General features: G+C 72.6%; 17 protein-coding genes and 1 tRNA gene. 7 read left to right on the top strand and 11 right to left on the bottom strand.

All coding sequences use genetic code 11. From position 1 onward, the window contains the following. Window positions 1-4: 4 nt before the first annotated feature. From EDF64_RS14995 to EDF64_RS14980, 4 genes are read right to left on the bottom strand one after another with little or no spacing between them, the layout of a single operon-like run. On the bottom strand, window positions 5-709 hold the full coding sequence (locus tag EDF64_RS14995) for an ABC transporter ATP-binding protein (RefSeq protein WP_133520768.1): 705 nt from the start codon (window positions 707-709) through the stop codon (window positions 5-7). After that, complete coding sequence (locus EDF64_RS14990; protein WP_133520767.1) at window positions 702-1670, bottom strand: ABC transporter ATP-binding protein; 969 nt, start codon at window positions 1668-1670, stop codon at window positions 702-704. The genes EDF64_RS14995 and EDF64_RS14990 overlap by 8 nt, the downstream gene beginning before the upstream one ends. Continuing rightward, window positions 1667-3868 carry an FtsX-like permease family protein gene (locus EDF64_RS14985; RefSeq protein ID WP_133520766.1) on the bottom strand — a complete coding sequence of 734 codons (2202 nt, stop codon included), beginning with the start codon at window positions 3866-3868 and terminating at the stop codon, window positions 1667-1669. The genes EDF64_RS14990 and EDF64_RS14985 overlap by 4 nt, the downstream gene beginning before the upstream one ends. After that, window positions 3865-6624 carry an FtsX-like permease family protein gene (locus tag EDF64_RS14980; RefSeq protein WP_133520765.1) on the bottom strand — a complete coding sequence of 920 codons (2760 nt, stop codon included), beginning with the start codon at window positions 6622-6624 and terminating at the stop codon, window positions 3865-3867. Before EDF64_RS14980 ends, EDF64_RS14985 begins: the two co-directional genes overlap by 4 nt. A gap of 252 nt (window positions 6625-6876) precedes the next feature. Between EDF64_RS14980 and EDF64_RS14975 the strand changes: the two genes are divergently transcribed. Together EDF64_RS14975 and EDF64_RS14970 are read left to right on the top strand one after the other, a co-directional pair. Continuing rightward, entirely contained in the window at window positions 6877-12333 is a 5457-nt protein-coding gene (locus tag EDF64_RS14975) for a discoidin domain-containing protein (protein ID WP_133520764.1), read from the top strand. 236 nt (window positions 12334-12569) lie between these two features. Continuing rightward, a complete protein-coding gene (locus tag EDF64_RS14970) occupies window positions 12570-12971 on the top strand; it encodes a hypothetical protein (RefSeq protein ID WP_133520763.1) in 402 nt (133 codons plus the stop codon). Between the two features lie 27 nt (window positions 12972-12998). On the opposite strand, the gene EDF64_RS14965 is transcribed toward EDF64_RS14970, so the two are convergent. Continuing rightward, window positions 12999-13715 (bottom strand): SDR family oxidoreductase, encoded by a 717-nt coding sequence (locus EDF64_RS14965; protein ID WP_133520762.1) that lies wholly within the window; start codon window positions 13713-13715, stop codon window positions 12999-13001. Window positions 13716-13839: 124 nt separating this feature from the next. Between EDF64_RS14965 and EDF64_RS14960 the strand changes: the two genes are divergently transcribed. Beyond that, window positions 13840-14670 (top strand): LysR family transcriptional regulator, encoded by an 831-nt coding sequence (locus tag EDF64_RS14960; protein WP_133520761.1) that lies wholly within the window; start codon window positions 13840-13842, stop codon window positions 14668-14670. Window positions 14671-14711: 41 nt separating this feature from the next. Here the strand turns inward: EDF64_RS14960 and EDF64_RS18450 are convergent, their stop codons facing one another. Next, on the bottom strand, window positions 14712-16889 hold the full coding sequence (locus EDF64_RS18450) for a GNAT family N-acetyltransferase (RefSeq protein WP_208108920.1): 2178 nt from the start codon (window positions 16887-16889) through the stop codon (window positions 14712-14714). 133 nt (window positions 16890-17022) lie between these two features. Beyond that, window positions 17023-17112: transfer RNA gene (locus EDF64_RS14950), tRNA-Ser, on the bottom strand. A 142-nt stretch (window positions 17113-17254) separates the two neighbouring features. Between EDF64_RS14950 and EDF64_RS14945 the strand changes: the two genes are divergently transcribed. Further along, entirely contained in the window at window positions 17255-18232 is a 978-nt protein-coding gene (locus EDF64_RS14945; RefSeq protein WP_071293386.1) for an SGNH/GDSL hydrolase family protein, read from the top strand. Between the two features lie 10 nt (window positions 18233-18242). Next, entirely contained in the window at window positions 18243-19604 is a 1362-nt protein-coding gene (gene radA, locus EDF64_RS14940; RefSeq protein ID WP_133520760.1) for a DNA repair protein RadA, read from the top strand. A gap of 95 nt (window positions 19605-19699) precedes the next feature. Here the strand turns inward: radA and EDF64_RS14935 are convergent, their stop codons facing one another. Beyond that, the gene (locus EDF64_RS14935; protein WP_133520759.1) at window positions 19700-20083 is read right to left on the bottom strand and encodes an SseB family protein; all 384 of its coding nucleotides are present in this window, start codon (window positions 20081-20083) and stop codon (window positions 19700-19702) included. Between the two features lie 304 nt (window positions 20084-20387). On the opposite strand from EDF64_RS14935, the gene cspE reads away from it, so the two are divergent. After that, window positions 20388-20594: a transcription antiterminator/RNA stability regulator CspE gene (gene cspE, locus EDF64_RS14930; protein ID WP_065963953.1), complete on the top strand. Its 207-nt coding sequence runs from the start codon at window positions 20388-20390 to the stop codon at window positions 20592-20594. A 204-nt stretch (window positions 20595-20798) separates the two neighbouring features. Here the strand turns inward: cspE and EDF64_RS14925 are convergent, their stop codons facing one another. Together EDF64_RS14925 and EDF64_RS14920 are read right to left on the bottom strand one after the other, a co-directional pair. Then, window positions 20799-21491, bottom strand: coding sequence for a hypothetical protein (locus EDF64_RS14925; RefSeq protein WP_133520758.1), 693 nt, complete (start codon window positions 21489-21491; stop codon window positions 20799-20801). A 64-nt stretch (window positions 21492-21555) separates the two neighbouring features. Then, window positions 21556-22098, bottom strand: a complete 543-nt coding sequence (locus EDF64_RS14920; RefSeq protein WP_208108919.1) for an amino-acid N-acetyltransferase — start codon at window positions 22096-22098, stop codon at window positions 21556-21558. Window positions 22099-22243: 145 nt separating this feature from the next. Here EDF64_RS14920 and EDF64_RS14915 point away from each other — a divergent pair, with 145 nt between their 5' ends. Beyond that, complete coding sequence (locus EDF64_RS14915) at window positions 22244-22696, top strand: SRPBCC family protein (RefSeq protein ID WP_133520757.1); 453 nt, start codon at window positions 22244-22246, stop codon at window positions 22694-22696. A gap of 76 nt (window positions 22697-22772) precedes the next feature. On the opposite strand, the gene EDF64_RS18685 is transcribed toward EDF64_RS14915, so the two are convergent. Continuing rightward, window positions 22773-22871: an IS3 family transposase gene (locus EDF64_RS18685; RefSeq protein WP_432207034.1), complete on the bottom strand. Its 99-nt coding sequence runs from the start codon at window positions 22869-22871 to the stop codon at window positions 22773-22775. Window positions 22872-22876: the final 5 nt, after the last annotated feature.

The raw sequence follows: 22876 nt of genomic DNA, 5'->3' as shown, positions 1-22876 counted from the left end.
GTCGTCAGTCCTCGTCGCCGACCGCACGGACCCGACCGTCGCGCAGCTCGACGACGTGGTCCGCCATGGCGATGACGAGCGGGTCGTGGGTCGCGACGACCGTCGCGACCCCGCGCTCGCGGGTGAGGGCGACCACGAGGTCCATCACCTGCGCGCCGGTCTCGCTGTCGAGCTGCCCGGTCGGCTCGTCCGCGATGAGCACGCTCCGCGGGGACACGAGTGCCCGGGCGATCGCGACCCGCTGCTGCTGACCGCCGGAGAGCTGCCCGGGGCGCTGGTTCTCGTGCCCGTCGAGCCCGACCGAGGCGAGCGCCTGGGCGACGCGGGCCACTCGCTCGCCGGCGTCACGTCGGGCGATGCGGAGCGGGAGCTCCACGTTCTCGGCGGCCGTCAGGGTCGGCAGCAGCCCGAACTCCTGGTGCACGAACCCGACCACGTCGCGGTGCAGCTCGACCAGCTCCCCCTCGGTGGCGGCGGCGACGTCGAGGTCCCCGATGCGCACGGCACCCGCGGTCGGTCGGTCGAGCCCGCCGAGCAGTCGCAGGAGCGTGGACTTGCCCGCCCCGGAGCGACCGCGGACGACGAGGAGCTCGCCCGGCCGGACGGCCAGGGAGACGTCCTCGCAACCCACCACCCGCGCCTCGCCGTCACCGTAGTGGCGGGTGAGCCCCTCAGCGGTGAGGATCGCGTCGACCACGGCCTCAGACATCGTCGTGCTCCGTTCGGTCGTCCGCCGCCGACCGCGGCGCGTCGTGGGCGGTGGGGTGTGCGTCGTCGCCGCGGTACACGCCGACGTGGTCCGGCCGCATCGCCAGGCGGACGCGGTCCCGCAGGCCGAGCCGGTCGACGTAGTCCTGCGGGAGCTGCAGCCGACCGGCACGGTCGACCAGGGCGAACTCCTGGGCGTCCCCGTCCGGTGCGGACCCGGTCGTCGTGGACCGGAGCGTCTCGGTGGAGGTCCGCCCGTCGCGGATGCGCACGGTCCGCTCGACGTGCTCGGAGACGGCGGCGTCGTGCGTGACGATGAGGGTCGTCGTCCCGGTCTCGCGGTTCACGGTGCGGAGCGTCTCGAGCAGCTGGGCGCTCGTGGACTCGTCCAGCTCACCGGTCGGCTCGTCCGCGAGGAGCACCGACGGGCTGTTCGCGAGCCCGACGGCGACCGCCGCGCGCTGCCGCTGACCACCGGAGACGTCGGCGGGTCGACGCTCGAGGACGTCGCCGAGGTCGAGCAGCTCGACGAGGGTGTCCAGGCGCCCCGCACGGTCGCGCGTCCCACCGATCTGCATCGCGAGGAGCACGTTGTCGGCGATCGTCAGGTACGGCACCAGGTTCCGTTCGGTCTGCTGCCAGACGAAGCCGACGACCCGCCGGTGGTAGTGCAGCCGGGTCTTCCGCGTCATCGTCGTGAGGTCCACGCCGGCGACCAGGGCGGAGCCGGCCGTCGGGCGGTCGAGACCGGAGAGGATCCCCAGGAGGGTCGACTTCCCCGAGCCGGACGCCCCGACCAGCGCGACGAGCTCACCGCTCGCCACGTCGAGCTCGAGGCCCTGGAGCGCCTGCACCTCGACGTCGTCGGAGACGTAGATGCGGACGAGCTCCCGGCAGTGGATCGCTCGGTCCGGTCCCACGGCGGGCAGTCCGCTGCTGGCGGTCGGCGTCGTGTCGGTCATGCTGCACTCCTGTCGTCGACGAGGGCCGGCCGTCGCCGGTCGGAGAGGACCGCGGCGACCGTCGCCACCGAGGCTGCGAGTCCGAAGCCCAGGGCGGTGGCCACGACCGGCAGCGGAGCCGGCCACACCGTTCCGGAGCCGGGGACGACGGCCGGCACGACGACGATCGCGGACAGCAGACCCGCCACCGTCCCACCGAGCACCCCGGCCACGCAGCGTGGGATCAGCTCCCACACGGTGACCGCGGTGCGGTCCCGCCCGGACAGTCCGAAGGTCCTGAGGAGCCCACTCCGACGACGCCGCTCCGGCGCCGCGGCGACCACCGTGATCACGACGGCGACCGCGGTGAGCACGGCCGCGAGGGCGAGGCCGCCGACCACCACGGTCGGTGCACCGCCGACCAGGACGCTCCGGTCCAACCCCGTCGTCGCCCCCGTGGTGCTGGCGGTCGCCGCCCCGACCGCGCGGAGCAGGGCCGCGGCGACCACGCCGGTCCCGGTCGCGAGGACCACCGCTCCGAGCACCCAGGCCGGTGCGCTCCCGCCGCGGGCGTCCTCGGCGGTGCCGACGAACGCTGCGGCGCTGCGGTCCCGCACCAGGCGCGCGGTCCAGCGGACGAGCGTCGGGCGGAGTCGGAGGAGGACCACCACCAGGACCGCGGCGACGAGCAGCGGCGCGGCGACCACGAGCGGGTCGCCGACGATCGACTGCGGTCCGGCGCCGTTCGGTGCCCGGCGGAGCACGGCGACGGCTGCGGCGACGGCCCCGGTCACGACCAGCGCCTCGAGCACCCACCGGAACGGTGCCGCCCGTGGTCCGCGGACCTCGACGGCCTCGGCGACGGCGACGACCGCAGCGACCGCCGGCGGCAGGACGATCCCGGCCAGACCCGCTGCGAGGCCTGCGGCCCAGGGCACGTGCGGCAGGACGGCCACGGCGACGAGCCACCCCACCACCGCGGCCGGGACGGTGGCGACCGCGGTCTCGGCGACGGTCCGCAGCACCGTCGCCCCGCCACCGGTCCCGCGCGCCCGGAGGAGGGCACGGTCCGGCCGACGGCGGGCGACGACGACGGACGTCGCGAGGACGACCACGACGAGTGCGACGCCGAGCGGTCCGGTCGCCGACACCGCCAGCAGTTCCCCGGACGACGCGGCGCGCTGCTCGGCGATGGCGAAGAGCCGGGGCAGGAACGAGCTGAAGCGCAGGACGCGCAGGTCCCCCGCCGGGGTGGTCACCGTCGGCGGGTTCGCGAGCAGCCGGTCGAGGCCCGCGCTGATGGCCGGCTGGCTCGCCGTCGAGATCGATGCGGTGTCGAGGTGGTACCAGGTCGCCACGTCGGTGCCGCCGAGCTGCGGACCGATCTGCGGCCAGGTGCTCGGATCGACGAACACGATCCCGTGCCGGGTCGGCGTCTGGTACCGGTCGTAGGTCACGGACGTCCGACTCCGACCGGGATCGAGCGCCCAGAAGTCCGAGTCGGTCGTCCGTGGCGACACGAGCCCGACCAACCGAGCGGTGATCGTCCCGCCCTCCTGCGCGAGCTGCTGCTCCTCGCCGACCCGCCACTGCATCTCGCGTGCGGTGCGGGTGGTGACCACCACCTCGAGCACGGAGCCTGCGCCGACGCTCGAGGCGGGGGCCGGCCAGTGCCCTCGGACGAGGCGGGAGTCGGCGCGCAGGCCCGGGTAGGCGTCGATGCGGTACCCGGTCGCGACGGACAGACCGCCGCGCAGACCGCTCGCGGCGAACTCGGTGACGGCGCCCGCGGCCGGCGGACCGGCGTGCAGCCCGACCGCGCGACCCGAGACGTGCCCGTCGTCGAGGAGCGCGCGGAGTGCCGGCGCCGTGTGCGCACGCGCGGTCCGGAGTCGGTCCGGCAGCGCGTTCCAGATCCGCGGGAAGAAGTCGCCCGGCGACGACACCGTGTCGTCGACGGCGAGGGACACGCCGGCAGCCGGGTCGCGGAAGGACGGTGACGCGCTCGCGACGGTCCGGTTCAGGTCGGCGTCCAGGAGGGACGTCACCAGTCTCGGGGTCCCGACCGCTGCCAGGGTGGTCACCGCGACGAGCACCGCGAGCGCCAGCAGCGCCGCCGCCTGGTCGGCGAGCGACCGCCGGACGAGACGTCCGGGCCAGGGTGCGCTGCGCCCGGGACGCGCCGTGTGCCGGGCGCGACCGGTGTCGTGGACGCTCATCGTGCCTCCCGTCCGGTGCGGCCGGCCGCTCGACGGACCGCGACTGCGTGCGCGGCGGTGACGACCACCACGGCGACGACGACCAGCGCGACGACGACTCCGACGTCCCACCACGCCGGGGCGAGCGGGACGCCGAGCCCGACGGGCGCGCGCGGCGCGCTCGCCCGGACCGCGGCGACGCCGACCAGGCCGGCGGCCGCGACACCGGCGACGAGGCCGGCGACGAGGCCGAAGGTGCCGGTCAGCGCCGGACCGATCGCGCGGAGACGCGACTGCTGCGACGCCGAGGCCCCGACGATCCGGAGTCCCAGCGCTTCGGCACGACGGCTCCGAGCGACGGACACGGCCGTCGCGGCGAGGATGAGCACGGCGCAGAAGAGTGCGGCAGCGGTACCGGCCAGCAGGGCGAGGACCACCGAGCGGGCGAAGGGTGCCTCGAGTGCCGTGGAGGGGACCGTGAGGGTCGCATCCGGGGCGGCGTCGGCGACCAGGGAACGGGCGGCCGCGTCGGCGGCCCAGATCTCTCGGATGCGGGGAGGGCGCTGGGACGCGGCGAGGACGGCCTGGTCCAGCGTGGGGAGGTCGGCCAGGTACGCCGCTCCGCCGTCGGTGCCGGGGACCGTCGGAGCAGTGCCGACGACCCGCGCGCGGAAGCTCGCCCAGTCGCCGGCCACCGAGACGCTGTCGCCGACGGCCGCGCCGCTCGACGCGCTGGCCAGCACGGGGACCACGCGCCCCGTCACGGGCATCAGCCGGATCGCGGAGCTGCTCCCGGACTGGGCCGCGAGCTGGAGCGATGCGGCGTGGACACCGATCGGACCGGACGCCGCGCCGCTCCCCGCGGACGCACCGGCGCGGAGGCCGGAGGCGTCGTAGGCGTCCGGCGCGGCCGTCCAGGACCGGCTCGGCAGCGCGACGGCGACGTCGTCGACGGCGAGGGACCCGACGGCGAGGCTGACGCCGGTCACGTCGGCGTCGCCACGGAAGCGGAGGTCGAGCGCCGCGAGTCGCCAGGGGCCGCCGCTCGGCAGGGTGGCGCGCAGTGCCTGCGCCGTCGGACGGCCGCCGGTCGGCAGCGCTCCCGCCGCCGTCGTCACGGGTGCCACGTCGCCGACCCCGTCGACGACCCAGGCGACGGCCTGCACCTGGACGTCCGCGCCGACGACGGGCGTCGGCGCGACCGAGCTGCGGATCCCGATCTCCAGCGTGCTGGCCGCGCGGCTCCGGCCGGTTCCGAGCTCCACGCCGGGCAGGCTCTGGCGCAGCCCGCGGACCGTCTCCGGGACGTCGAGGGTCCGTGGCGAGACCGGGAGCATCGCGGGCACCGCGGAGGCGTCGACGCCGACGACCTGCACCGATCCCTCGGCCTGCGCGGCGTCACCCGTGGTGCCCGTCACGCGGAGCACCGGCCGGACTCCGCGGTCCTGGGCACGCTGGTCGCGGACGCCGACGGGCAGGAGGTCGGACACCCCGTTCAGCGGGATCGGGCCACCGACGTCCGCCCGGAGCGCGGCACCGTGCTCGATCCGGGTGCTGTCGTGCAGGAAGCCACGGGTGGAGGCGTCGACGGTGGCGCTGAGGACCCCGGACGCGACGGCGAGCACCAGCAGCGCCGCGGGCACGAACAGCCGCCGGCCGTCGCGCGCGGCGAGCCGCAGGCCCACCGGGCGCACGAAGCCGGTGCGACGCTCGGCCAGGCGAGCGAGCAGCGCCAGGGTCGGCGGGAGCAGGAGCGCCCCGGTCACGGCGAGCGCCGTCAGCAGCGCGGCGGGGGCGACGACGGCGAGCGCGTCCCCGGCTGCGGCGGCGCCCGGGCTGCTGTACCGCCAGACGGCGACGCCGGCGAAGAGGTCGAGCAGCGCGACGAGGGCGCCGATCCGGGCAGCAGCGACACGGGACGCCCGATCGGCGGGACGAGCGTCTGCGGACCGCGCACGTCGGCCGGCCGCCAGTGTCGTCGCGGCGACCGTCAGCACGGTCACCGACGCGGCCGCGACGACGACGTCGACGCTGGTCGCCGCACCGGCGATGCCCCAGCGGTCAGCAGCCCAGAGCGTGCCGGCCGTACTGCCCACCGCGGCACCGATCGCACCGGTGACGAGTCCCTCCAGCCCCGCGAGGCCGACGATGCGGGCGTCCGAGGCACCGCGTGCCCGGAGCAGCCGGTCCTCGGTAACCCGGGCCCCTGCGAGCAACCGGCCCGTCAGGAAGAGCGCGACCGCGCCGGCGATCACGACGATCGACAGCGGGACGGGCGCGGCGGCACGGACGGCGGACGCCGCGGAGGCGAGCACCGCCGCATCGGCACGCACGGTGGCGGCGTGCCGGGTCGTGGTGCCGCCGTCGACCGCGAACCGCTCGGCGGCCGCGGAGGGGAGCCTCGTGAACCCGGACTGCAGACCGCTCAGGTCCTCGGCGGTGATCCGGTCCGCATCGGCGCTGACGCGCCACTCGGACGTGTCGCCGCGGACCTCGGTCCGGACGTGCACCGGAACCGCACCGAAGGTCCGCGTCACCAGACCCCGGAAGGCGCGGCCCTGGCTCGTCGGGTCCCCCGACGCCTCGATCTCGAGGGTGCGTGAGGCCACGGGGATCCCGTGGAGCGCGCTCCGCAGGTCCGTGGTCGGGGCCTGGAGGACGAGGACGAGGGTCACTCCGACGACGGCGGCGAGGACCGCGGCGACGAGGGTGACGACGAGCAGCAGTCCTGCCCGGGCGCGGGACCGGAGGAGCCACGGGCGGATCGCGACGAACATGCTGCCCCTTCCTGGTTCGGCGAGCGGCAGGTGGGGCCGTTCGTCCGCGCGACGATCGCTCGGGTCTTCGGTGGTCGGGACAACGTTAGGGGTTCGAGGGAGCCGCGCGTCGTCCTCGGCGCAATCTCCGTGTTTCCACTGGCAACACCGACCGTGCCGGGCTCCGAACCCCCGAACTGGGGGCCTCTCGGGCGGTGCTTGTCCGCAGAACCGCTGACGCTGTCGGCTCCGTCCGCTGGCTACCGTCGCCCCGTGCCTACAGACAACTGGTTCGTCCGACACACGCGTGCGCGGTCGCTGACCGCGACCGTCGCCCTCGTCGCGCTCGCGGCACTGCCCGGTGCAGTGCTCGTCTCCTCGTCCACCGCGGCCTCCGCCGCGACCCCCTCGACCACGGCCGCGAGCGGGACCACCTCGGAGGATCCCTCGCCCCCGCCGCCCGCTGCCGCGAGCCCGGCACCGTCCGGGTCCGCCCCCGCCGTCGACGGCGTCCACGTCGGCGCCGGCTCCTACGCGCCGACGCCGCCGGACTCCATCTCCGACATCGGGGACGTGCAGGCCTTCCTCGGCCAGAAGGTGCACGTGGACCCGTCCGTCGCCGGCAAGCCGGTGCCCTCGAACCAGTGGTGGACGAGCATCGTGCACAACGGCAACGGGTTCTCGGGTGACCTCTGGTCGAACCCGTTCGTCTCGTCGAACAGCGCCGCCGGCACGAAGGTGACGTACCCGGACTCGTGGAACGCCGACGGGTCGCAGATGGTGCAGAACCACGCGATCACCGTCTCGGGCGCGGTGACGCCGCCGCCCTCCACGGACCGGGTCCTCGCCGACTTCGAGCACGGCATCCCCTCGGGCTGGACCGCCACCGGCACCGCGTTCACCACGCTGGGCGGGACCGGCGCCGGCCAGTCGAAGGTCGTCGGCTGGAAGGACTCCGGCTACCTGACGTCCTGGGGCGCCAAGAACGGCGACGCGGCGACCGGCACGCTGACGACGGCGCCGTTCACCATCGACCGCTCCGGCATCGCGTTCCTGCTCGGCGGCGGGAGCTACCCGGACCCGGGCGTCGACGAGGCCGAGCTCCTCGTGGGCGGCAAGGTCGTCGCGACCGCGACCGGCAAGCAGTCGGAGCAGCTGGCGTGGACGAGCTGGGACGTCAGCGCCTACCGGGGGCAGCAGGCCCAGATCCGCTTCGTCGACCAGACGAAGGGCGGATACGGGCACCTCATGGTGGACCAGGTGACCCTCACCGACAGCCGCGCCGACATCGCCGACCACGGCAGCACCGCGTTCTCCGCGACGGAGAACGACGCGCTGCGGTGGGGCGACTGGAACGTGAGCTGGCGGATGCCCCAGAAGGGTGACGGCGGCCAGTACATGGACGTCACGAGCGTGCAGGGCGAGCCGTACCAGTGGTTCGAGTACCACGACGAGACCCCGCGGATCACGACGGAGTCCGGCGCGACGTTCACCGACGGTGACGGGCAGCCGATCGCCTTCCCGTTCACGGGCAACAGCTTCGAGGTCCGGCAGAGCGGACACGTCTTCGGCGTCCACGCCGCGGACGGCACGACCTTCACCCTGACCGGGAACACGATCGACGCGACGACCGGCACCTGGCTGGCGGTCAGCGCGGTCCCGAAGAGCGGCCTGACCATGGCGCAGCTGCAGCAGCACGCCGGCGCGATCCCGCGCGACACCCGGATGGACTACTCCTACGACTCCGCGAAGGGCATCGTGCACGAGCGGTGGAAGGTCACGACCGACCTGCTGCAGGGCTCCGACCACAGCGTGGTGCAGGGCTGGCTCCAGCACCAGTACGAGGACGGCACCACGAACTTCTCCCTCACCGGGGCGGAGTACGCGACCCCGCGCGGCACGATGAAGACCGCCGTGGGTGGGGACGACTGGACGATCGACTACCCCTTCGAGGGCATGACGCCGATCGCCGGGACGCCGAAGGGCGCCGCGTCCGACCCGGTGCTGCAGAAGTACCTGTCCGACTACTCCACGATGCCGGCCTGCACGGGCGACACCTACTGGCAGGGCAAGTGCCTCGAGCAGCTCGCCGAGTACATGACGGTGGCGAAGCAGATCGGTGACACCGACGACGCCGCCAAGATGCAGGCGACCCTCGAGACGTCCCTCACCGACTGGTACACGTACACCACCGGCGAGAAGCAGGACTTCTTCGCGCGGTACCCCACCTGGGGTGCGCTCGTCGGGTTCGCCGACTCCTACGGCTCCGGCCAGCTCAACGACCAGCACTTCCATTACGGCTACTTCGCCGTCGCGACCGCGCTGCTCGGCGCCGTCGACCCGGCGTGGGTGAAGCAGTACGAGGGGATGGCCACGCTCGTCACGAAGGAGTACGCGAACTGGGACCGCGACGACGACGCGTTCCCGCACCTGCGCACCTTCGGCGTCTGGGCGGGCCACTCGAACGCCGCCGGCGTCTCGTCGCCGCAGGGCCAGAACCAGGAGTCCTCGTCCGAGGCGATCCAGTCCGAGGCCGGACTCTTCCTGCTCGGCACCGTCCTGGGCAACGAGGACATGCAGGCCACCGGTGCGATGGAGTACGTCAACGAGCGCCTCGCCGTCCGCGACTACTACCAGAACGTCCACGGCAACCCGGACTCGGCGACGTACGACGGCAACGGCGCGTTCCCGAGCCAGTACCAGCACCCGCAGGCCGGCATGCTGCAGGACTGGGGACAGGCGTGGTCGACGTACTTCGACGGTGACGCCGCGTGGAAGGGCGGCATCCAGTGGATGCCGACCGCACCGTGGTTCGGCTACTTCGGCTGGGACAAGGAGTTCTCGGCCTCGATCCTGAAGACGATCCTCGAGGAACGCCCGAAGGAGCAGGGGGAGGCGGACGTCAAGTCCGCGAACCAGGACCACATCCAGATGCTGACCAAGAAGTGGTACGGCATCGGCACCTACGGCTCCGTCGCGATCACGAAGGACCAGAACGCCGCGATCGGCGAGCTGGAGGACGCGATCCGCTCCGCCGAGAAGAACCACCCCGGCTACGCGACAGCGAAGACCGCCGACAACCCGCTGTACGACCCGTCGACGGACACGCTCCTCGTCTCGGTCGACTCCACGGGCAAGGTGACCTTCCCGAAGGAGCACTGGACGCCCACGACGCTGCCGGCATCACTGGTCCCGACCGAGATCTCGGCGGCGGAGGCCGACGAGAAGCCGAGCCAGTGGACGCACGCGTCGCCGCTCATGCCCTACCTGTCGACGAACTACACCGCCGACACGGACACGGTCGACCGGCTGTACTCGTTCGACCCGACGCACTACACGCCGGGGGTCGACACGGCCCGCGCCGCCGGGGTCATCAGCGACATGGGCGACGCCCTCGGCGAGGTCGTGCTCGGCTTCCTGCTGCAGTACGACCCGGCGACCTACGCCGACATCCACGCGGCGCTGTGGAAGGCGAAGGACGGCGCGGTCACGGGCAAGTCGATGGCCGGCATGAACTACTGGCAGGGCATGTCGAACCTGACGCTCGGCACCGAGTCGACCACGCGGCACACCAGCGACCCGCTCAGCCAGGCGTTCCGTGACGCCGACGGCAACTGGTCGTACGTGCTCGACAACGTCGGGGACACGCAGCAGTCGTACGACGTGTACGACGGCACGAAGGTCATCGGCTCCGTCGCGGTCCCGGCCCACACCCAGATCACGTCGCACCTCGACGCGCACCTGGCGAAGGTCGTCGTCGGGACGGACGGCAGCCCGAAGACCCTCACCCCGGGTTCCGCCACCACCTTCACCGCGACGGGCTACGACCAGTACGGCGCGACGATCCCGCTCGACCACGTGCAGTGGACGTCGAGCACCGGGACCGTCTCGTCGTCCGGCGTGCTGACCACCAGCGCCGCGGTCGACCACGCCACGGTCACCGCGACGGTCGGTTCGACGAGCGACGGCTACGCGTTCCGGGTCGCTCCCGCACCCGTGCTGACGAGCATCGACGTCACGCCCGGCTTCCACCGGGTCGTGGTGGGCTCCGCCCAGCGCTTCGCCGCCGCCGGCGCCGACCAGTACGGCGACCCGTTCGCCCTGCCGTCCGGCACCACCTGGTCGTACACCGGCCCGGGGACGATCGCCGCGGACGGCACGCTCACCACGAGCGGCCCCGGTGCCGGGTACGTCGTCGCCACCGCCGGATCGGTCGAGGGCAGCGCCGTCGCCTCGTCGGTCGCGTCGATCCCGGTCGCGAGTGCCGGTGCCACCGCCACCGCGACGTCGAACACCGTCGGCAACAAGCCGGCGAACGTGCTCGACGGCAACCCGTCGACGCGGTGGGAGAGCACCCAGGGGACCGACGACGCCGACCTGACGATCGACCTCGGCAAGGAGACCGACGTCGCGCACGTCCACATCGACTGGGAGACGGCTGCCGCCAAGCAGTACTCCCTGCAGGTGGCCGACGCCGCGTCCGGCCCCTGGACGACGATCACGACGGTCAGCAAGAAGGACGCCAAGCCGGACGACCTCGACGTCGCCGGCACCGGGCGCTACGTCCGGATGCACGGCATCACGCGTCTGACCAGCTACGGCTACTCCATCCTCGACCTCGCGATCTCCGGCACCCCCGCCGAGGCCGCGATCACCCCGACGCAACTCCTCGTGTCGCCGCGCAGCAGCGCGGTGCTGCCCGGCGCGACGGCGGAGCTCGGCGCGTACGCCTTCGACGGCAACGGCTTCGGTGGTCCGGTCGGGTCGGACGCCTCGTGGTCCGTCGTCGGCGGCGGGTCGGTGGACGCCTCGGGCACGGTGACGGCCCCGGCCGACGCCGGTGCGACGGCCACCGTGACGGCCACGGTCGGCCCGCTCCACGGGACCGCGACGGTCACCGCCGTGCGGAACGAGGCCCCGGCCCCGACCGCTCCGTCGGGCACCTCGCGTGACGTCGCCGTCGGCAAGGCCGTCAGCACGTCGTCGGCGGAGCGCGGCGACCTGTCCGGGATCCAGGCCGTCGACGACGACCCGTCCACGCGCTGGGCGAGTGCCGCGCGCGACGGCGAGTGGATCACGGTCGACCTCGGCGAGGTCCTGCCGATCGACCGGGTCGAGCTCGACTGGGAGGGTGCGTACGCGAAGACGTACCAGCTCCAGGTCCGCGACAGCGCCTCCGACGACTGGCGGACCGTGGCGGACGTGACGGGCGGTACGGGCGGTGTGGACACGCACGACCTGCAGGGCGTCCAGGGTCGCTTCGTCCGGATGCTCGGCGGGAAGCGGGCGACCGCCTACGGCTACTCGCTCTACGCGGTCAAGGTGTTCTCGACCAAGGGTGCACCGTCGCCGGACCTCGCCCGGAACGCGGTGGTGACGGCCTCGAGCAGCGAGTCCTCGTCGGTCGGACCACGCAACGCGGTCGACGGCGACGCGACCTCCCGCTGGGCGAGCGGCCACTCCGACGACCAGTGGCTCCAGCTCGACCTCGGGACGGCGCGGACGCTGCGCTCGGCGCACATCGACTGGGAGGTCGCCTACGGGTCGGCCTACCGGATCGAGGGTCGGAACAGCAGCACCGACGACTGGACCACGATCGCGTCGGTCACCGACGGTGACGGTGGGGCGGACGACGTGACGCTCTCCGGCGACTGGCGGTACGTCCGGCTGCACGGCGTGCACCGTGCCACGCCGTACGGCTACTCGGTGTACTCCCTGCAGCTGCGCTGACCGGCAGCGCTGACCACCAGCACGACGCCCCGCTCGTCCGCACGGACGGGCGGGGCGTTCGTGCGTCCGCCCCCGCACACGACGGACGACGGCCGGACCCACCGCCCTGCGCGACCAGCGGACGGCCTGGAGGCGCGTGACGGCGCCGCCCCGCGCCTCCCGTCGGATCGTGGCCGGTCGCGGAGACCGGTGGAGTCACGGATGCACGCGACGGAGCGCTCGACCAGGGTGGGCGGGTGCCCCTCTCCACCGAGCCGTTCCCGACCGCACCGCTGCCGACCGCGTCCGAGGCCGCGCGCCGCGCGGTCGCCCGGCTCCTGCTCGCAGCGCTCGCGGTCGAACGGCGGACGTCGGGCGACGACCGGCTCCGGCGCTTCCGCGACACCCGCCGCCTGATCGGTGCTGCCCGCGAGGCGGGCTTCCCCGTGACCTTCCTCGCGGAGGCCACGGGCATCGGCAGCGGCACCCTGCACGCGCGCGCCGACCCGTCCGGTCCGATGGCCGTCGAGCGGTTCCTGGCCCTCCTGCCGGACGCGGTCGCGGAGCGGGCGGCTGCCGCTCTCGGTGGCGCTGCGCCGGACCGACGGTCGACGACCGAGTTGCTCCGCTGGCTGGTCGTCGACGCGGACCGAGCCTGATCGGGCCGGTCCGCGCCGCGACGTCGCTCAGGCCAGGTGGCCGCCGCCGTCGACGTGCAGCGTGGTCCCGGTGACGAAGGTGTTGTCGACCGCCAGGAGCACCGCGGAGACGACGTCGTCCGGTGTCCCCACGCGTCGTGCCGGGTTCGTCGCGGCGGTCGAGGCGAAGAAGTCGCGCTTGCCGTCCTCGCCCATGAAGTCCCACAGGCCGGAGTCGATGATGCCGGGCGACACCGCGACCGCGCGCACCGGGGCGAGCTCCACGGCGAGCGCCTCCGCCATGAACGACACCGCGCCGTTCACGGTCGCCATGACGCTGAGTCCGGGCGCCGGCTTCCAGGCGGCGACGCCGGAGAAGAGCACGAACACGCCGCCGGGACGCACCGAGGGCGCGAGGTGCTTCGCGAGCAGCATCGGTCCGACCACCTTCGCGTCGAACGCGTTGCGGACCGCTGCCTGGTCGAGCGACCCGACCGGCCCGTTCGCCGAGCCCGCGGCCAGCGAGACGACCGCGTCGAACGGGCCCGACGCGGTGAGTGCGGCGATCGTCTCCTCGTCGGTGACGTCGGCGCGCACGACCGGTACATCGCGGAGCGCCGCGGGCAGCGCCGCCGTCGCACGCTCCGGGTCACGTGCCCCGATGATCGGCTGGTCGCCGCGCTCGAGCAGGGCCGCGGCGATCGCGTGACCGATGCCCGAGCCGCCGCCGACGAGCAGGATGCGCTTCTGGTCGTGGTTCGTCATGGTGGGTTCCTCCCCTGGTGCCTGGTGCGCGGCGGTCGCCGTGCACCACAGGAGAACGACCGGCCGCCGCCATCGGTTCCCGAAGTCTCTTCGATGTTCTCTGGGTCAGCCATAAGATGTGTTGATGGCAAACCTGCGTGCGTTCGAGGTGTTCCTCGCCGTGGTCGACGCCGGCTCGATCTCGCGGGCCGCCCGCACGCTGCACCTGACGCAACCGGCCGTGTCGCACCAGATCGCGTCCCTGGAGCGCGAGCTCCGGGTGTCGGTCCTCGATCGCGGTCGCCACGGAGCCACCCTGACGGCGGCGGGCCGGGCCTTCGCGCCGGCGGCACGGGTCGCGGTCGACGCCGCCCGGCGGGCCGAGGACGCCGCACGGGGGACGGTCGCGCTGCGGATCGTCGTCGCGCAGTCCTTCACCGAGCCGTTCATCGTGCCGGTGCTGCGCTCGTTCCACTCCTCCGGGCGCCTGCTGCCCCGTCTGACCGAGGGCGCGAGTGCCACCTCGATGGTCGAGGCCGTCCGCCGGGGTGACCAGGACCTCGCCGTCGTGCCGGGTCCCGTCGTCGCGCCCGACCTGGTGGTGCGCTCCGCCGGACACGAGGAGATCGTCGCGGCCGGCGCGCAGGCGCCGTCGGTCTCGCTCGACGTCGTCGCTGCCGGTCCCTTCATCGGGATCGACCCCGCCAGCGGCTACGGGCAGTGGCTCACCGAGACCCTCGCGGGGCGAGCCGTGTCACCGGTGACGACGGTCGGGTCGCCCCGCGCCGCCGCCGCACTCGCCGGGGCGGGGCTCGGCGTCGCCGTCGTGCCGGTGTCCGCGGTCGCCGGCGACCACCCACGAGCACCGCTCGACCCGCCGCTCCACCGAGACGTCGCGGTCGTCGCGCGGTCGGTGGGCCCGTGGGACGCCGTCGCCGGTGCGCTCTCCGACGCGGTCCGCAGCGCCGGCTCGTGACGGCCGCCCCCCGCTGACGGACGCCCGCGGCGACCGGCCGATCAGGCGTTCCAGAGCCAGTTCGTCCGGTCGTAGTGGTGGGTGAAGCCCGAGCGCACGAGGTTCCGGTACGACGGGTTGCTCGTGGACAGACCGGTCTCGGCCGCCAGGAGCCGGCAGCCGGCTTCGACCGCAGCCGCATGGCGCGCGGTGAGGATCGCGGCCTGCACGCCGCGGTTCCGGTGTGACGGCAGCGTCCCGCCGGTGTTGATCGAGGCGACCTCGCCGACGACGTGCACGGCGCCGGCCCCGACGAGCTCATCGCCGTCCCAGGCGCCGAACACCCGCGCCTCGGGGTCGTCGAACACCCCGCGGAGCATCGGCGTGAGATCAGGGTCCGTCATCCCGAAGGCCTCCCGGATGATCCGCGCCCAGGCCGCCGTGTCGTGCGCCGTCAGCTCCCGGACGTCGAGGTCGGTCTCCCCCGGCACGAACTCGTCGACCGGGCACGCGAACTTGGCCCACGACGGGCTCGCCGTCAGACCCAGTTCCGCGCAGATGGCGTCCCAGTCGTCCGGCAGCACCTGTGGTGCAACCGCGACCAGCGCCGACTGCCGCCCCGACGCACGGAAGAACGCGAGCACGTCGGTCAGCACCGCACGGTCGAGCGGGACGTCGAAGCCGAGGCCGATGCTCTTGCTCCAGTAGCCCGTCGGGTCGCTGGCCATCGCCGCGGCCGTCGCGCCACCGTACCTCGCGGTCCGGATCCCGAGGGCCTCCCGGTCCGGTGCCGACGCTCCGGCGAGGAACCGCAGGAAGTAGTCGGCCTCCGCCTGCTCGATCTGCTGCACGTCGGCGATGGGAAGGGTGCGAAGTGACACGGAAGGCCTTTCGTTGGGGAGCCTCGAGGGCCCGTTCGCGTCACCGGCGGATCCGGCGGCGGCGAGTTCGATCAGGGCGTCCCGGACGATGTCGACCGGGTCCGGCAGTGCGTCCATCCGGTCACGGAGGACCGCAGAGCGACGACGCAGGATCCCGTCGCTCAGGACCCGCCGCACGGCAGCCCGGACCCGCCCGGGCGTCGGGGTCCCGGTGCGGAGGTCGATGCCGCACCCCGCCCACTGCACCCGCGCGGCGATCTCCGGCTTGTCCTCGGTACTGCCGGCCACCACGAGCGGGACTCCTGCCGCGAGCGCGCGCTGGACGCCACCGAACCCGCCGTTGGTGACGAACGCATCGCACCTGGGAAGGAGCTCGTCGTAGGGCAGGTACTCCTCGACGCGGGCGTTCGACGGCAGCCGACCGCCCACGGCACGCACGACCTCGTCGACCGGACGACCACCGGTGGCGACGACGACCAGGACGTCCTCGTCCGCGAGCGCACGGAGCGTCGGGACGACGAGCCGCCCCAGGTCGCGGTTGTCCATCGTCCCCTGCGAGACGTGCACCACCGGTCGATCGGAATCGAGGTCACCCCACCACGCCGGCAGGCCGTCGGCGCGGACCCCCTTCCGGCGGCGCAGCGGACCGACGAAGCGGACGGTCTCCGGGAGCTCACGGCGCGGGTACTCGAGCTCCGCGATGCTGAGCTGGAACAGGCGATCGTAGGAGCGGTACGGGTAGTCGGAGAACGGCATCGTCGCGGGTGGCTCGCCGACCTCGGCGAGCGCTTCGTCCACAGCGACCCCGATGGGCCCCAAGGGCCCGCGGAGGACGATAGGGTTCAGCGCACGGTTCCGGAGGCGGCCGATGACCGACCGGGCAGGAGAGAGCGCCAGTCCGAACGGCCCGGTGTCGACACTGGTCAGGACGACCGGAACCGGTGACACCCCGACGACCGGCAACCGCTCGGCAGCCGGCCGCGACGCGTACGGGGCCAGCCCGGTGAAGGTCGCGTCGCCGATGATCCCGTCGAACCGCTGCGACGCCAACAGCGCCGCGACGGCCCGCCACTGCCCGGGGAGCACGCGGGCGAACATGCCGATCATGTCCTGGCGCACCGCCGCGAGCCCCTTCGCCTTGCCACGACCGGGAAGCCAGGCGTCCAGGTCGCTGTCGTCGAAGTCGACCTCGGCCGGCAGTGGCGCGAAGGCGAGACCCGACCGGAGCACGGCGTCCTCGTACCGACGGCCGGTCAGGACGGTCACTGCGTCGCCGCGTTCCACCAGCCCTCGTCCGAGCTCGATCACCGGTGTGACGTGGCCGTGCACGGGCGGCGAGCACAGGAGGAAGGACGGCACGATCGCGATCGTCGCAGGCGCACGGCGGCGACCGCATCAGCGGAACTGCGCAGGCTGGCTGCAAGGTGCGGGGGACCTGCGTCGGAATGGTGCCGTGAACGAAGAAAACCCCCGCGTGAACGGGGGCTTTCTGTGGCGGTACCGGTGGGATTTGAACCCACGGTGGAGTTGCCCCCACACATGTTTTCGAGACATGATCCTTCGGCCGCTCGGACACGGTACCGGGAAAGAGTTTACACGATCCGGGAGGCCCGTCGCACCACCGCAGGTCGGCTCACCCTCCACAGGTGGCCGGTCTCGAGCCCCCGTCCACAGTTCAGGCACCCCTCATCGAGCACCTGGCTGGACGGCGTACCGTCCGGTGAATGAGATCGCGCACCCTCATCGCCCTGCTCACGTCGATCGGCGGCGGCCTCGCCGTCCTCGGCGGCGCGACGTTCGGCGCCCGCGCCGGCGTCCGCGGGCAACGCGCCGCCGCTCGACGCGTCGTCGACATGCTCCCCGTGCACGCGGACTGGTGGCGCGAGCGCCTGCAGCACGACGGGCAGATCACCTACCTGGCGATCGGCGACTCGGCTGCGCAAGGGGTCGGGGCGAGTGAACCGCACCGCGGCTACGTGGGGCTGCTCGCGCGCCGGATCCGACACCGTTCCCGCACCTCCGTCCGCGTCGTGAACCTCAGCGTGTCCGGGTCGACGACGTGGGGCGCTCGGAAGGACCAGCTGCCGAAGCTCCGCCACTACTCGCCGGACATCTGCACGGTGTCGATCGGTGCGAACGACATCGCCGACTTCCACCCGGACAAGTTCGAGCGGAACATCCGCGAGATCTACGGCGCCGTGCCGTCCCACGCCATCGTGGCCGAGCTGCCGTGCATGTTCGTGCCCGACCGTGAGCGGAAGGTCGCCGTGGCGAACGAGATCGTGCACCGGGTGGCCGACGAGTTCGGTCTGACGGTGGCGCCGCTGCACACCATCACGAAGCGCGTCGGGCTGCGTCGGACCTTCTTCAACAGCTACGGGGACCTGTTCCACCCGAACGACCGCGGGTACGAGATCTGGGCGAGCGCGTTCGAGCCCGCCGTCGACGCCCGCGTGGACGTGGTCGCGGCGATCCGGCACTACCTCTCCGCGCGCGAGGCCGAGGACCTCGGCGCCGGTGCGGGCGCAGTGGCGACGGCACGTGCCGAGCAGGACGTGGAAGGCGCAGAGGCACTCGACCACGCCGACCGTCCCGGGCGCATCGACCGGCTCCGGCAGCGCATGACGGGGTCGGTCCCGATCCCAGGAGCAGGGCACGACGACCCGGACGACCAGTCCGGTGGTGTCGGCGGCACGGCCTAACCTGACGAGCATGGCGCGCCCCCAGTCTCTCTACCGCTGCACCGAGTGCGGCTGGACCAGCATCAAGTGGGTCGGCCGGTGCGGCGAGTGCCAGGCGTGGGGCACCGTCGAGGACACCGCAGCCGCCACGGTCAGCGCACGCGGGACGAGTGCCGTCGCGGTCGCCGGCAACCGGGTCGCGCGTCCCATCACCGAAGCGCGGGGCACCACGGTGCAGCGCTGGCAGACCGGCATCGGCGAGTTCGACCGGGTCCTCGGCGGCGGCGTGGTCCCGGGTGCCGCAGTCCTGCTGTCCGGCGAGCCCGGCGTCGGCAAGTCGACGCTCCTGCTCGAGGTGGCCTCACGCGCGGCGGCGTCCGGCAAGCGCGTCCTCTACGTCAGCGCCGAGGAATCGGTGGACCAGGTCCGTCTCCGGGCCGAGCGCACGGGGGCCATGCACGATGACCTCTACCTGGCGAGCGAGGTCGACCTCGGCGTCATCATCGGCCAGATCGACCAGGTGCGCCCGGACCTCCTCATCGCGGACTCCGTCCAGACGATCTCGTCCAGTGCGATCGACGGCATCGCCGGTGGCACGTCCCAGGTGCGTGAGGTCGCTTCCACGCTGATCCGGATCGCGAAGGACCGCGCACTCCCCGTCCTGATCGTCGGCCACGTGACCAAGGACGGCACGATCGCCGGCCCGCGGCTGCTCGAGCACCTCGTCGACGTGGTGTGCCACTTCGAGGGCGACCGCCAGACGGCGCTGCGCTTCGTCCGCGCGCTCAAGAACCGCTTCGGCCCGACGGACGAGGTCGGCTGCTTCGACATGGCCGGCGACGGCATCCACGAGGTCCCTGACCCGAGCGGGCTCTTCATGTCGAAGAACGGCGCCCCGGTGTCGGGCACCTGCGTGACGGTCGCCCTCGAAGGACGCCGGGCTCTCCCGGTCGAGGTGCAGGCGCTCGTCGTGCCGAGTTCGGCGCCGCAGCCGCGTCGCGTCGTGAACGGCGTCGACTCGTCCCGCGTGGCGATGCTGCTCGCCGTCCTCGAACGACGAGCCGGCCTGAAGCTGTCCGACGCCGACGTCTACGTCTCCACGGTGGGCGGCATGAAGCTCACCGAGCCCGGCGCGGACCTCGCGATCGCCCTGGCTCTGGCGAGCGCCGCACGCGACCGTCCCTTCCCGCACTCACTGGCCGCGGTCGGCGAGATCAGCCTCGCTGGTGAGATCCGACCGACCACGGGCACGAAGCAGCGCGCAAACGAAGCCGCACGCCTTGGGTTCACGACGGTGCTCGGCGCCGACTCGCAGCACCTCCGCGAAGCCCTGCGCGTCGCGTTCTCCCTGGCGAGCAACGAGCGCGAACGCGAACTCGACCGCGCCTTCTGAACGACGTCGGGCCGCCCGCCGACCGACGTCGGGCCGCCCGGCGGCGTTCGCCGACGACCGTGACACGCCGAAGGACGCGATCCGCGCCGAACCGCTCAGGCGCGCAGCGCGGCCAGCAGGTCGCCGGGTGTCGCCTGCATCGTGTGGGGTCCGGCGATGTCGAAGAACACGCCCTCGAGTGAGTCGAGGTGGGCGGCGAGGAACTCCTCGAGCCGCGCGCCGTCGTAGACCATGACCTGCCGGATCTTCTCGTCCGGCACCATCGCGGTGTAGGCGTCCGCCGACGAGAACAGCAGCAGGATGCGCTTCTCGGACCCTTCGCGACCGAAGACCCGCACCTGCATGTCCTTCTTGCCGGTGACGAGCCGGGGGACGATCACGATGTCGTTGCGGAGCGCGAACGCCACCGCTGCAACGTCCTGCTGTGCGAGGGCTTCCTCGAGCTGTTCGCTCCGGAAGCGCTGTTCCTTGTCTGCCATCACGCCCTAGTCCACCAGATTCATGACGGTTCAGCGACTCCGGCTCTTCCCTTGCGGCCGTGAGCCTGTAAGTTGGTACCAACCGCTTCGGCGGGAGTCCATCGTTCTTCCGGTGCCCTGCACCTCGAGCGCCATCGGTCACTGGCCTTCCCCGGCCGCCTGGCCCCGAACCCGTTCCGCCGGCCCAATGCCCGCGGGGCGCATCGATCAGACAGCAATCGGTTGTCGGATCGGCGGTAGCAAGTACCGCTTCGCAAGACAGGCAGCGAAAATCTCGCCTGGCAAGAAAGTAAGGAACGCCATCATGGCAACTGGAACCGTCAAGTGGTTCAACAACGAAAAGGGCTTCGGCTTCATTGCGCCGGACGACGGCAGCGCTGACGTCTTCGCCCACTTCTCCGCGATCGGTGGCAACGGCTACAAGTCGCTCGAGGAGAACCAGAAGGTGGAGTTCGAGATCACCGAGGGCCGCAAGGGCCCGCAGGCGGAGAATATCACCGTCATCGGCTGATCACCCTCAGCTTCGAACGGGCCCGTCGTCCTCTGGACGGCGGGCCCGTTCTGCATCTCCGGACACCTGAGTCGCGAGGCCCGGATGACGCGAGCGGAGCCCACTGCTGCTCCCCCGTACACAGCGAGAACCCCCGGCCTGAGCCAGGGGTTCGACGCCGACCGGGGCACTCCCGATCCACTTGCATGAATGCCAGCAGCACGCCTAGCCGAGGATGAACTGCACCGAGTCCTTCGACTCGAGGTTCCCCACCGCGACCTGCAGGTGGTAGCTCGCTCCCCCGGCGGTCACCGACGGCCGTGACGAGTCGCACGTCGTCGTCGACGAGCGCGTCCGGTCCCACGCGATCGCCGGCGTGGTCAGCGTCTGGCCGGCCTTGATCGTGACGTCCTGGTTCGTGCCGCCGGTCTGGCAGTCCTTCGACGACCAGTACTGCTCCTCACCCGAGCTGATGGTGAGCACCTGCTGCGCGGACCCGAGGTCCATGTGGCACGACGCCGAGCCGGTGTTCTTGATCGACATCGCGATCTTCGGGTCTTCGGTGGGCCCGTAGGCGGTCTTGTCGACGACGGGGGTGAGCTGGACCTGGTCCTTGGCGCACGTCGACCCGGCAGCGGCAGACCCGGACGGCGACGCCGACGCCGACGGGGTCGCGCGGGGCGTGGACGAGGCCGACGACCCGGATGACGGCGCAGCGGCAGCGGTCGACGCAGCAGTCGAGCCGGTCGAGGACGTCGCGGACGCGGAGGGCTCCGCCGAACTGGCCCCGCTCCCCCGCCCGACGACGATCAGCACGACGACGACCACGATGAGCAGCAGCACCCCGATGACGGTGGCGCGACGGCGCCAGTAGACGCCCGGCTTCTCGGGCCCGACGGGGTGACGGAACGACGACATGCGCACAGGGTAGACAACGGCGCGGGCGCGGCGAGGCCACCCCGCCGGGCGACGCCGGAAAGCGTCAGAGGATCTTCAGCATGCGGGTGTTGCCGAGTGTGTTCGGCTTGACCCGGGCGAGGTCGAGGAACTCCGCGACCCCTTCGTCCGACGATCGGACGAGTTCGGCGTAGACGTCGGGCGAGACGACGCTCTCGCCGATCTCGAGGTACCCGTGCTTCGTGAAGAACTCGACCTCGAACGTCAGGCAGAAGATGCGTGCGACGCCGAGCTCGCGGGCGTCGTGTTCGAGCGCTTCGAGCATCCGGTGTCCGACGCGCTTGTGGATCCACTCCGGGTCGAGCGCGAGGGTGCGCACCTCGGCGATGTCGTCCCAGAACACGGCGAGCGCGCCGCATCCGATCGGGACGCCGTCGGGACCTTCGGCGATCCGGAACTGCTGGATCGAGCCGTAGAGCGCGACGTTCTCCTTGCCGAGCAGGATGCGCCGGTCGACGTACGGAGCGATCAGCCGCTGGATGTGCGGGACGTCGGAGGCGAGTGCTGGACGCACCAGGATGCCGTGGTCGTCCCGTTCGTGGAACGCGTGCTTCCCGTGCTCAGTCATCTGCCTCACCATAGTGGCGACCGGGGGACACCGCCCTGAACGGCGGCACCCAGCGGCCGGGTGCACCGCCCTGAACGACGGCACCCGGCGACCGGGGGACACCGCCCTGTACGGCGTCCAGCCGCAGCCGCCTACCGTCCAGCCCATGCCCCAGATCATCGAAACCGTCGACGTCACCGTCCCCGTCCGTCAGGCCTACGACCAGTGGACTCGCTTCGAGGAGTTCCCCCACTTCCTCGACGAGGTCGAGAAGATCGTCCAGGTCGACGACAAGACCACCGACTGGACCGTGAAGGTCGCGGGCCAGGAGCGCGAGTTCCGCGCGGTCATCACCGAGCAGCACCCCGACGAGCGTGTCGCCTGGACCGTGAAGGACGGCGAGACCGACCACGCCGGCGTCGTCACCTTCCACAAGCTGTCGGACAGCGAGACCCGAGTCACGGCGCAGATCGACTGGGAGCCGTCCGGCTTCCTCGAGAAGCTCGGCTCCGCCGTCGGCATCGGCGGCCACGCCGTCAAGAAGGACCTGCAGAACTACAAGGAGCGGGTCGAGAACGCCCCGACCGAACCCGGCTGGCGAGGCGACGTCCAGGCCTAGGACGCAACCCAGGATCGGACTGGAGGCGCGGTGCCAGCTGTGAACTGGTCCCGGTTTGTTGGACCGTGAAGTCAGATTAGGCCGCGAGGGCGTGAGCTCGGTATTGAACCGGGCTCATGCCCTCGAGTCGTGCCTGGGAGCGGTCGGTGTTCCACCAGGTGATGTAGTCGTGGATCGCGG

Source organism: Curtobacterium flaccumfaciens, assembly GCF_004361695.1.
In the GTDB taxonomy this organism is placed as follows: Bacteria; Actinomycetota; Actinomycetes; order Actinomycetales; family Microbacteriaceae; genus Curtobacterium; species Curtobacterium flaccumfaciens_B.
The sequence above is the reverse complement of the archived record's forward strand: the minus strand, read 5'-3'. Positions and strand labels throughout refer to the sequence as shown.